Genomic DNA, 12,354 nt, shown 5'->3' with positions numbered 1-12,354 from the left:
AGTGCAAAAAATAAAAATTAGAAAAAAGACACACATGAGAAAAAAAATTACCATGTATGCAGGTGCTATTCTTTTTGTACTTGCAAGTATCACAAGTTGTGATAAAGATGAAGAAATTATTCCAGCAGTATTTTCTATTGATCAAATAGAAAAAGACTTCGGAACAGTAGAAGTAGAACAGTCTGTTAGTTATTCATTTGAAGTAACAAATAAAGGAGATGCAGATTTAGAAATTGATGAGTTTGTAATAAAAGGAACAGATGCATCAGATTTCTCTACAAGTGCAGTGCCTAAAGTAATTAGAAAAGGAGATACTTATGACTTCGAAATTACTTTTGCTCCTTTAACAGAAGGTAACAAGGAAGCTATTTTAGAAATTACTACTAACATTGGTGAAAAAGAAGTAACAGTAACAGGTGTAGCAACTCCAAAACCATTACCAACTGTTGATTTGAGTGAAACAACTTTATCTTTTGGAGATGTAGAAATTAATCAAACTGATGATGCTACATTTACCATAACAAATAGTGGAGATGCCGATTTAGAAATTACTGCTTTTGAGGTAAAAGGAACAAATGCTTCTGAATTTTCAACGGCTGTAGCAGCAGAAACTTTGGCCGTTGGAGGAACAAAAACGGTTTCGGTAACGTTTGCTCCAACAACAGAAGGGAATAAAACAGCTAGTTTAGAGATAACAACAAACGTTGGAGTGAAAGTTATAGTGTTAGATGGTAAAGGTACTGCAGTAGCAGAACCAGTAATGATATTTAGTGAGTCGCCAATTGCTTTTGGTAATGTAGAAGTAGGTCAAGAATTATCCAAAAATATAACTATTAGTAACACAGGAACTGCTGACTTAGATATTACTAATGTAAATATAGTAGGAGGTAGTACATCATCATATTTTTCTGTGGTAGGAGGAACAAGTTCGTTGATAAGAACTATTGTCCCAGGCGATACATATACTTTTGAAGTTAAATTTACTCCAAGTTCAGAAGGGTTTGCTTCAGGGTCTATTAGGCTTATTAATAATTCTAATGATAGTGATGTATTTTTAGGAATGAATGGAACAGGAACAGCGCCAGCGCAACCTGCAATTGCTTTTAGCGAAATAGTATTAAATTTTGGTGATGTAACAGTAGGAAACTCTGGAAATGATTTAACTTTTGAAGTTCAAAATAATGGTCAAGGAAACTTAGAGGTAAGTAATATTAGAATAAGTGGAGGAGCTAATGGCAATAATAATTTTACTTTAGTAAATGTATCATCACCTCAAACAATTGCACCTAATAGCTCTTATGTGGTAACAGCACGTTTTACACCTCAATCTGAAGGACAAAAAAATGCAACGATAGTTGTTGAAAGTAATGATCCTACAAAACCTAATTACGGACTTATTATGCAAGGAAATGGATTACAAGCCGCAACAGGTAATGTGGTTAATATACCAGATGCTAATTTTAAGGCTGCATTGATAGGGGATTCATCGATAAATACAAATGGAGATGGAGAAATTCAGGTTTCAGAAGCACAAGCTTACACAGGTGTTATTCGTGTTGATGGACTTAATATAGCTGATGTAACAGGTTTAGAGGCTTTTGTAAATATTTCAGAATTTCATGCAATGAACAATGCTTTAACTAGTATAAATTTAAGCCAGAATACAACTATTATAAGATTATCATTAAAAAATAATAATTTAACTTCATTAGATCTTTCAGCTAATACAGCTTTACAAACTATATTAATTCAGCAGAATAATATAAGTTCAATCGATTTAACAAACCACTCAAGTTTAGGGAACTTTCAGTGTGGAGATAATAATATCTCAACACTAGTATTACCAATAACTGCAAATAGTTTAAAAACTTTATACTTAGAGCATAATCAAATTAGTTCGTTAGATGTATCTATGTATCCAGATTTAAGAACTTTAGTTGTTTACAACAACAATTTAACAAGTATAGATATTTCTAGCAATCCAAAAGTTAATAGTTTGCATGCTAGATATAACAACCTATCAAGCTTAAATGTTGCAAATGGTAATAATGTAAATTTTCTTTACATGGTTGCAGATTGGAACTCTAACTTAACTTGTATTCAACATGATGCTGGGTTTGACCCTTTAAATCCACCAAATACCACAGCAAATCAATGGGTTAAACCTGCTGGTGCTAGTTGGAGTACAACCGCATGTCAATAAAAAAACATTCCCTTTAAATAGTAATTCAAGAAAGTTACCTGTGTAAAAAGCAGGTAGCTTCTAGTAGCATAAAAACAATAATAGAAATGAAAAAATATACAATATTAGTTTGTTTATTCTTCGCTAGTTTTTTGTTTCATCAAACGGCAAATGCTCAGTTTGGTAACATGTTAAAAAAAGCTAAGCAAAAAGTAACAAAAAAAATAGAAGAGAAAGCTTCTTCATCAATAGAAAAATCAACTACAAGTTCAAATACTAATTCAACGTCTAATACTAATGAGTATTCAGACGAAGAGTTTAAAAAAGAGTTAGCTAAAAAGTACCCTAACGATAAAGAAAAGCAAGATTTTTATTTTAAAAAGTATAAAGAGTATCAACAAAAGCAGGTAGCAGAAAAAGAGGCTTTGTTAGCTAAAGAAAATAGTAAAGGTAAAGTTGTGAATGAAATTCCTTCACCAATAGAAAGTAGTGAAGAAAATAAGTTTAAAGACAATCAAATTTATGTGTTAAATAGAACAAAGTTTAAAAAATTACCTGCTTATGATGGTGGTTTTTCTGATAAAATGGAATTATCTGGTTACTACCATTTATCACAATACTTTGTTAGAAATCCATCAAGTCATTTTGATAGCAACCCAGGAGATATTTATGAAGGATTTTCTATAGAATATGATCCAGCAACATATCAGTTAAAAGCATTTTTTACTCCAGATCAAAAAAGATACGGAGTAGTACCAGAGAATTATAGAAAATCTGCAGATAAAGGGAATATTCAGTTTCAATTTGGAATGGGAGGCGGACCTGAATGGACCAATGCAAATGTACTTTTATTAGAACCAGGTGTATTGTTAATTGGAGCTGAAGTATATCATAAAAACGACAATGAAGGTCACAAGTGGATGAATAACGCACAACCAAAACAGTTTGTAATTGCTGCTAAAGACCCAGAAAAAATTAAGAAATATTATAAAAACCCTGAGTTAACTTCTCAGACAACTTTTGCTAAGTATGATAACTTACGTAAAGATTGGTTAGGAGCAAAGTTAAATAGTGTTGTAATGCCTTCAAAAGGAAGTTTCGATAAAAATTCTGCAATTAAAAGTGCAGCAGTAAACGGGTTGAATAAATACTACGGTAAAATGAGTATGAGCAATGTTTACCAATACATGACTTCTGATAGATGGTCTACAGTAAAACATAAAGTAACAGGAGTTCCATTGTATCAGTGGGCAGTAGGGGCAGTAGTTCAGAAAAATTCAGATGGACAATGTATGTTGCAACAATTTATAGTAAGAAGAGATTATACCGGTGGAGGTAAATATGGTAGCCCTTTTTTTAATGGAATAAATAGAGGGAGTATAAGGGCTCCTTACGGTACCTATGTTAAATGCGATGCAAGACCTCAAAAATAACAATGAAACTTCATGTTAAAAAGAGAAAACTAAAAATGAGATACACTCATACAGTTCATAAATTCTTATTCATACCATTATTTTTTAGAGGTAAATTTTATTGGTTAAAAACCGTTAGTATAGAGAAATCATTCAATGGTCATAAACTGATAATTATAGGGGTTTATTAATAAGTTTTAAACTAAGAATAGTTATAAATAAAGGTGGTGTTTTTGCGTATTATTGCATAGCCACCTTTTTTGTAGTAATATTAAACTTGTGAAAAAAACTTTTTACTTACTTGTTTTTATATCTTTTTTCTTTGGAAATGTTTTTTCTCAAGAGCCTTTTTACACACAATTCACTTCAGATGATGGTCTAGCTTCTCTGGCTAATTTTAATATTATTCAAGATAAAGATAATCTTGTTTGGGTTGGTGCAGAACAAGGGTTGTTTTACTATAATGGTAAAAGGTTTATCAAGGTAAAAAATCCGATAGCAACTACTAAAAGTATATTCAATTTACAAATTGATGAAGAGGGACAAATTTGGTGTTCTACAATTTCAGGACATATTTATAAAGTTGTAAATAAAGAGTTACAGCTGTTTAAAGATTTTTCTAATGAGTTAAAAGGAACCTTTGCCCATTTAATGGTTTTGAATAATGATATCTTTTTTATATCTCAGAGGAAGAGTTTTCAGATAGACAAAAAAACAGGGGCGGTAAAAAAAGACCTAAACGCTGAGGTTTCTAAAATAGCAAAATCTGAAAACGGTTTTTTTTATTATAACTTAAAAGAAACAAATACCATTACTCATGTTTATGAAGAAGATGGAATATCAGTTTTTAAAAAAGTAAAGTGTAATGAAAAAAAGTTTTCTTTAAATAAAGGAAATTTTCAGATGTTTCAGTGGTTTGATGAGATTGTTATTAAACTAGAAAGTAATGTCTCAAAAGCGTTTTCAATCAATATTCATACGAGAGAAATTAGTTCTATAAAACTTCCAGATAGTTTTCAGAAAGCTCAGGTATACAATACAAAGAAATTTCAAGAAAACTGGTTGTTAACATCAAATGGAATTTATAGAACTTCTGAAAAAACAAAAGTTAATGATACTGAACAGATTTTTGAAGATTATCATATAACCGATGTTTTACAAGACAATGAAAATAATTATTGGTTAACAACACTTCAAAACGGTGTTTTTGTAGTGCCAAGTTTAGGGATAACAAAAAAGAGTTTTTTAGAAATAAAAGAAGACATTATCTCAATAGAAACTGTAGCAAAAAATCGGTTGTTGTTAGGAACACAAAATGGTAATTTGATTGATTATAATACACAAAATAACGATTATACAATTACGAATTTATCGAATCAACGACCAGTAAATAGAATAAAATACGATAAAATACTCAATAGAGCTTATGTAAGTACCAACGGTACGAGTAGTTATATTTATGACCTAAAGAGTAAAGGAGTGACAAATGTAGGGAGTCAGTTTACTACTGCTAAAGGTTTTGCTCAAATCAGCAAAGATTCATTGGTGTACTTATCGTATCGGCATGCAATTATTTATACGCATCTGTCAAAAAATAAAGAACACATAGTTTTAGAAAGTAAAAGACCTATTAGCACTCATTACGATTCTAAAAACAAACTTATTTACCTAACTTATATTGACGGAACGGTAGTTTATAATAAGAAACTACAAACTATACCTGTAAGTTACCAAGGTAAGCCTATTATTTTTTCTGAATACACTCAAACTAGTAATGGTAAAATATGGGCAACGACAAGAGATAAAATCTTAGGATTAGAAGCTGGAAAAATAACCGACAGTATTACGTATTCAACAGGGTTGTTGCAATCTCAAATAAAAGGGATTTTAGGAAAGGAGAATTTTCTGTGGATTGTTACTGAAAAAGGGATACAGCGATATGATACAGATAAAAAATTGATAAAAACAATCAATTTAACTGATAAAAGTGCTATTAAGTTTAAACACCCAGTTGTTCAAAATAATCATTTATGGATACCTGGAAACAATTTTTTATGTAGAGTAGATGTATCTGTTCCAGATTTAACGCACTCTAAAACGGTTCCATTGGCTTATATAAGTAATGTTAAAATTGGAGGTAACGAACAAGAAATAAAAACAAAGTATGAACTACCTTATAAAACCAATGATATAACATTTAATTTTAATGCAAACGGATTTAAAGCTAGTAGCAAAAATGTTTTTCAATATAAGCTTTTAGGCTTCAATACCGAATGGCAAACATCTGAATTGAATGATGATGTTGTTAGGTATATAGGAATTCCATCTGGAAAATATGAGTTTTTACTTAGGACCAAAAGTTTAGATGGAAGTATAGGGAAAGAAAGTAAAGGCGTTAAAATTATTGTTCAAAAGCCTTTTTGGGAAAATTGGTGGTTTATAGCAGCTGTGTTTTTCACGTCAGTTTTAGGGGTAGTAATATATTATCGAATTAAATTACAATGGAAAGAGAAAGAAGGAGAGCGAGAATTAGAAAAAGTGATTTTAGATAGTAGAATAAGTAAGTTACGATTAGAGAACTTACGCTCACAAATGAATCCTCATTTCATTTTTAATTCTTTAGGAGCAATTCAAGATTACGTAATGAAGAATGAGAAATATTTAGCGAGCGATTATCTAGTTAAATTTTCTCGTTTAATTAGAATGTATTTAAATCATAGTAGGGTTAATGTAATATCACTCAAGGAAGAACTCAATTCACTTGAAATTTATATAGCGTTAGAGCAATTACGATTTGAGAATAAATTTAAAGTTCATTTCTTCGTAGATAAGAACATCAATAAAGATCAATTTGAAGTACCACCGTTGTTTTTACAACCGTTTGTAGAAAATGCCATAAAACATGGACTTGTTCATAAAAAAGAACAAGGAAGTTTATGGATATCAGTTAAAAAGAACAAAAGTAATGTGTTAATTGTAACTATAGAAGATGATGGTATAGGAAGAGAAAAATCATATGAAATTAATAAGAAAAGACAAGGACATAAATCTTTTGCTGTGAATGCGACTCAAGAGCGAGTTTCATTATACAAAAAAGAAAAGTTATTTGATATTTCAGTAGATTTTACAGATAAAGTTGAAGAAAATAATAAGGCTATAGGAACGGTAGTAACACTAAAAATTAAAAGAATTTAAAATGAAAGCGTTAATAATTGATGATGAAGCAAAAGCACGTAGTGTAATGGAAATGATGCTTACAGAGTTTTTTCCTGAAATAAAAAGTGTTATTACAGCTGATAATTTATTAAATGGAGTAAAAGAAATAAATAAACATACTCCTGATATTGTTTTTCTAGATATTGAAATGCCTGAATACTCTGGATTAGAGATATTAGATTTCATTTCTGAGCCTATCGAGTTTCAATTAATTTTTACAACAGCTTACCAACAATATGCGTTAGATGCGTTAAAGTTATCGGCAATAGATTATTTGGTAAAACCTATTGACAGAGAAGAGTTACGAGTAGCTATGAATAAAGCTAAAGTAAACATCGAACAGAAAAAGGTTTCAGCGCAATTTTTAGAACTAAAAAAAGCAATTCAATCTTTATCATCACATAAAATAGCTTTAGAAGTTCCTGGAGAAATCATTTTTGTGTCTCATGAAGATATCTTGTATTTAGAAGCAGATGGTATGTATACAAAGGTACATTTGGCAAATAAAGAAAAGCAGTTAATTTGTAAGCCGTTATCATATTTCGAAAATCAACTTCAAAGCAATAACTTGTTTTTCAGATGCCACAGGTCTTTCTTAATTAATCTCCACTATTTAGAAAAGTTTATAAAAAAAGATGGAGACTTTTTGTTGATGCAAAACCAAACAACAATACCTATTTCTAAAACAAAAAAGCAAGAATTCTTAAAAATTATAAAAGAAGTGTTTTAGATTTGCGGCATGCAATTTTACCAAAAAGAAATTCAATTACCAGCATTTAACAGAGGCTACCATTTAATTACTGATGTTTTATTAGAAGAATTCCCAGAACTTAAAAACATTAAGGTAGGGCAGTTTCAGGTGTTTATAAAACACACATCGGCAAGTTTAACAATTAATGAAAATGCTGATCCGACTGTTCGAATGGATTTCGAGACGCATATCAACAAAATGATTCCTGAAAATATGCCATATTACAAGCATGATTATGAAGGAACAGATGATATGCCTGCGCACATTAAAAGTTCTATGCTAGGGTGTCAGGTACAGATTCCGATTACCAATGGCAAGCTCAATTTAGGAACTTGGCAAGGAGTGTATTTAGGAGAGCATAGAAATTATGGAGGAAGAAGAAAAGTAGTGCTAACAGCTTTTGGGAATTAAATGAAGTATCATAAATTTAACTTTTACAGAAGTACCTATTGTGAGTTTGAAATGCAAAACATCGATTTTTTTGAGGAGATGAAAGCGCACTTTCAAAGCAAATCAGGAAGCTACTATTATTATACTGAAGAAGGTGTTTTTCGTTATTCAAATCACTGGGGTAGAGTTGCCAACTGCCGATGGAAAATTCAAGGAATAGACCATTATAAAAATCAACAATATTATGTGGGCTATGCAAATTGGTCAAGCTTTTATCCGCTAAACAGTACTGATAAAGTGTTTTATATAGAGGTAAACTATCAAGAACGTAAAGCTAGCATCAAAAGAATACGAACTAAAGAAGGGAGTAAAGAATTCTTGATGACTTCAGAATTTGCACATCAACGCTTAAAACAAATTCAAACCTTATTTAAAGAGTATAAGTGGGCACGTTATTACGAAGAGGATATTGATGTTTTAAGAAAAATAATAATTGATAAACTCATAACAACAAACAAAACACTACAGCAAATAAAGCTAGAATTATGAGTCTTTATAATCTCTATTAACACCAAGGCTAAATCCAAAACGGGTATCACTTTCTCTACCAAGTCTGTGAATAGCAACTTTACCTAAAGGAATTTTACCAAACTCATTGTTGGTAATTTCTTCGTTGTTTAAAATAAGTTTTCCTTTAAACTGTTTTTTAGTATTGTATTCGCTTCTATCTTCTTTATTCTGATAAATATTTATAGATAAAATATTATCTCTGTCAGTATACCCACAAAAAACACCATACTTATCCCAAATCATGTAGTTGTTACTCTTTTTTAATTCTCTACTAGGTTTACCTAATACTTGAGTTAAGGTACTATAATTTGTAGGAAAGGTTAGGGGCTTATTGTTAATATGAATAACATCCGTATCGCATTCAATAACTAAATCTTTTACTTTTTTTTTCTTAAAAAAATTGAACATAGTAATTATTTTATTAGGTTAATGAATTTAAGGGATGAAATGTAAAACTAAAAAATAATTTTTAAGAAACTCCTTTCTCTTTTAGTTAAATTTGCTAATTACTTATAAAACCCTAATTAATAATGAACATACCTCAAACGAGTTTTCCTCGAGTTATTATTGTAGGAGGTGGATTCGCAGGATTGGCAGCTGCAAGAGCATTAGAAAATCAAGAATTACAGGTTGTTTTAATCGACAAGCACAATTACCATACATTTCAGCCTTTATTATATCAAGTAGCTACGGGCGGATTAGAACCTGATAGCATAGCATTTCCATTAAGAAAAAGATTTAACGATGTAGAAAATTTCTTCTTTAGGTTAGCAAAAGTTACTCAAGTACATGTAGAGAAAAAATATATAGAAACTACGATAGGAAACTTAGACTATGATGAATTAATTATAGCCACAGGATCTACTACAAATTTCTTTGGAAATACCAATATTCAAAAGTATGCGATGGAAATGAAATCGGTTCCACAAGCATTAAATATTCGTAGTTTGGTTTTAGAAAACTTTGAAGAGGCATTATTAGTTACCGATTTAGAAAAACGAAGAGCGTTAATGAACTTTGTTATTGTTGGAGGAGGACCAACAGGGGTAGAGTTAGCAGGAGCATTAGCAGAAATGAAAAAAGGAATTCTTCCTAAAGATTACCCAGACTTAGATATTAGAGAAATGAAAATTAATCTCATTCAAAGTTCGGGAGAGTTATTAAAAGGAATGAGCGAAGCTTCTTCAGAAAAATCAGAAGATTTTTTAATAAAACTAGGGGTTGATGTTTGGAAAAATTTACGAGTATTAGATTATGACGGAGAAACTGTAACAACGAATGGAGAAGACCATTTTAAAGCACAAACCGTTATTTGGGCAGCAGGAGTTAAAGGAGCTGTTGTTAATGGTTTAACTGAAGAATGTGTAGTTGAAAGAGCTAATAGGTTTAAAGTAGATGAATTCAATAAAGTAATCGGTTATGAAAATATATATGCTGTAGGAGATGTTGCGTGTATGGAAACCAAAGACTATGAAAGAGGTCACCCTATGATGGCGCAGCCTGCAATTCAACAAGGAAGATTATTGGGCAAAAATATCGTAGCAAAATTAAAGAAGAAAAAACAAAAGCCTTTTAAGTATAAAGATAAAGGATCAATGGCTACTATTGGAAGAAATAAAGCCGTTGTTGATTTACCTAAATGGAAGTTTCAAGGAGTTTTCGCTTGGTTTGTATGGATGTTTGTGCATTTGTTTTCACTTATAGGATTTAGAAATAAAGTAATTGTGTTTATGAACTGGGTGTATAATTACATTCGTTTTGATCGTGAAACAAGGTTGATTATCCGTCCGTATAAAAAGAAAAATAAATACAGCTTTAAAGAACAAGAAAATGGCAATTACTAGAAACGTTAAATGCCCAAATTGTGGGGTTTTTAATAAGAATAGCGATTACTGTAAAAATTGTAATACGCTAATTTCTTTTGAAAAAAAACAAGAACAAAAAGTAGCAGCATATAAAGAAGAAGAGCTTAAAAAAGTAAAGCATGAAATAGCAAATCCGAACTTAGCAGAACGCTTAAAAAAGCATCCGTTTTGGTTGTGCCGTGTTGTCGGTTGGATTTTATATTCAGCATATTTATTAGTAAGTGCTATAGGAGCTTTAATTGCATGGTTTATAGCAATGGTAGCAGCAGGGTAGGAGCATATGCAAAAAAGGATACTTTTATATTATTTCTTTATTTCAGTTGCTTTAGGAAGTTTTATTTATACTGCTCAGCAATTAAAAATAGCGTTACCTAAAATCGTTAATAATTATATAAATGATTTTTTAATACTCCCTATTGTACTAACGGTTTGCCTTTTTATTTTACGGTGGAGTAGGAGAAATAAAAGTTATACAATACCAATTGGCGTAATTATTTATATCTGTGTTTTCTACGGAGTTTTTTTTGAGTATTTACTACCTAAATTTCACCCAAGATACACTGCTGATTTCATTGATGTATTCTTATATTTTATAAGCGGTGTAGTTTTTTATTTTCTTCAGAAGAATGATAGTAATATTGAAAATGTAAACTAGAGCTTTTCATAGGGCACGGTGTTGTACGCAGTTTTTATTTCTCCTTTTTTAATTAATTCAATCAGTTCACGTTTTTCTTTTGACTCAAAATGCTTAATGGAATCATTTCCGATAACTAAAAAATTATATGGAATGTATTTTCTAGTAAAATCATTTTTTATTTCAAAACTACTTTTCCATAACCGAGAAGTTGTGTTTTGTCAGGACTTTTTGAACTTAACAAGATTCTCTTTAAATCTCCATTTTTTTGCTTAGTAAAAACCCTATTGCTATTAATCCAATTCCAATTTTATCAAACTTGTTCATTTCTCAAATTGTGTATAACGTGTTTGTGTATGATTTCGTTGCGTGTTTCAGCAACTAATTTGCAAATACAAACTCAATAGAAAGTCCGCGAGAACAAACCATTAATTATACGGGGCTTAAGTTAGCTGTAGTAATTAATTTGGTTGAAATAAAATAGGAAGTCGATATTTCACACTTACAGGGTTTCCATCTTGTAATCCTGGTTTCCATCTCGGCATCGCTTTTATAATTCTTATAGCCTCGTTGTCAATCTCTACATTTACTCCAGTTTTAACAATAATGTTTTGTACGAATCCTAATTTATCAACTTTAAACTCTAAAATTACTTTTCCGCCAATTTTATATTGATTTGATATTGAAGGATATCTTAAGTTTTTCTTTATGAAACTTATTAATTCACGTTTTCCTCCGGGAAACTCTGGCATTATTTCAAATTTATAATATTTAATCTTTTCGCCTTTTTCATTAAAACAACTCCCCTTTTTAAGTTTATTATTTTTATAAAGATCTTTTCTTTTTATTGTACCATCTTTCCAAAAACTTAATAATAATCCTTCTTTTTTACCATTTTTTAAAAACATTTCATTTTTTAATTCTCCACTTTCATACCAAAATAAGCTTTTTCCATCTCTTTCTTTCTTTTCTTCACTATTAAGAACAAACTCAATTTCTGATTTGATCTGTCCATTGATGAAATAAACTCTTTCAATAATTTTATTTTCAGGTTGATGGATAATATCTTTATAATAAACTGCATTAATCGAATCAGTCATCTTATTCCATTCATTATCAAAATACATTCTTTCCTGTCCAAAGGAATTAATCAATAATAAGAAGTGAATTAGAATTATTAAATTTTTAATCATAGATCCATTTTTTGTTTTATTACAAACTTGTTATATGTCAAACTTTAGTTCTTTTATCCCGACAATAGCATGGGATATAATGAAGTTTAGCAATTTTATTGTTTTCTCAAATATATACAAAAAATCCCGAGTTAATTAACT

The 12,354-nt window shown here is 30.4% G+C and carries 10 protein-coding genes; 8 read left to right on the top strand and 2 right to left on the bottom strand.

From position 1 onward, the window contains the following. Positions 1-34 precede the first annotated feature (34 nt). The 6 genes from C8N26_RS11230 to C8N26_RS11205 all read left to right on the top strand — a co-directional run bounded on the left by C8N26_RS11230 (position 35) and on the right by C8N26_RS11205 (position 8,500). Positions 35-2,203: a choice-of-anchor D domain-containing protein gene (locus C8N26_RS11230; RefSeq protein WP_120187365.1), complete on the top strand. Its 2,169-nt coding sequence runs from the start codon at positions 35-37 to the stop codon at positions 2,201-2,203. An 86-nt stretch (positions 2,204-2,289) separates the two neighbouring features. Next, positions 2,290-3,615 carry a hypothetical protein gene (locus C8N26_RS11225; RefSeq protein ID WP_120187364.1) on the top strand — a complete coding sequence of 442 codons (1,326 nt, stop codon included), beginning with the start codon at positions 2,290-2,292 and terminating at the stop codon, positions 3,613-3,615. 258 nt (positions 3,616-3,873) lie between these two features. Continuing rightward, positions 3,874-6,789, top strand: a complete 2,916-nt coding sequence (locus C8N26_RS11220; protein ID WP_120187363.1) for a sensor histidine kinase — start codon at positions 3,874-3,876, stop codon at positions 6,787-6,789. A 1-nt stretch (position 6,790) separates the two neighbouring features. Beyond that, entirely contained in the window at positions 6,791-7,540 is a 750-nt protein-coding gene (locus C8N26_RS11215) for a LytR/AlgR family response regulator transcription factor (protein ID WP_120187362.1), read from the top strand. A gap of 9 nt (positions 7,541-7,549) precedes the next feature. Beyond that, positions 7,550-7,972 (top strand): secondary thiamine-phosphate synthase enzyme YjbQ, encoded by a 423-nt coding sequence (locus C8N26_RS11210; protein ID WP_120187361.1) that lies wholly within the window; start codon positions 7,550-7,552, stop codon positions 7,970-7,972. Then, positions 7,973-8,500: a hypothetical protein gene (locus C8N26_RS11205; protein WP_120187360.1), complete on the top strand. Its 528-nt coding sequence runs from the start codon at positions 7,973-7,975 to the stop codon at positions 8,498-8,500. Here the strand turns inward: C8N26_RS11205 and C8N26_RS11200 are convergent. Then, positions 8,495-8,929 carry a DUF7738 domain-containing protein gene (locus tag C8N26_RS11200; RefSeq protein WP_120187359.1) on the bottom strand — a complete coding sequence of 145 codons (435 nt, stop codon included), beginning with the start codon at positions 8,927-8,929 and terminating at the stop codon, positions 8,495-8,497. The two genes, C8N26_RS11205 and C8N26_RS11200, sit on opposite strands and share 6 nt — an antisense overlap. A 122-nt stretch (positions 8,930-9,051) precedes the next feature. On the opposite strand from C8N26_RS11200, the gene C8N26_RS11195 reads away from it, so the two are divergent. Continuing rightward, positions 9,052-10,365 (top strand): NAD(P)/FAD-dependent oxidoreductase, encoded by a 1,314-nt coding sequence (locus tag C8N26_RS11195; protein ID WP_120187358.1) that lies wholly within the window; start codon positions 9,052-9,054, stop codon positions 10,363-10,365. Beyond that, a complete protein-coding gene (locus tag C8N26_RS11190) occupies positions 10,352-10,660 on the top strand; it encodes a hypothetical protein (RefSeq protein ID WP_120187357.1) in 309 nt (102 codons plus the stop codon). The genes C8N26_RS11195 and C8N26_RS11190 overlap by 14 nt, the downstream gene beginning before the upstream one ends. 821 nt (positions 10,661-11,481) lie before the next feature. Here the strand turns inward: C8N26_RS11190 and C8N26_RS11180 are convergent. Further along, entirely contained in the window at positions 11,482-12,213 is a 732-nt protein-coding gene (locus tag C8N26_RS11180; protein WP_120187355.1) for an energy transducer TonB, read from the bottom strand. Between the last annotated feature and the right edge of the window lie 141 nt (positions 12,214-12,354).

The organism is Tenacibaculum lutimaris, assembly GCF_003610735.1.
In the GTDB taxonomy this organism is placed as follows: Bacteria; Bacteroidota; Bacteroidia; order Flavobacteriales; family Flavobacteriaceae; genus Polaribacter; species Polaribacter lutimaris.
This window is presented reverse-complemented; position numbering and strand designations above follow the sequence as displayed.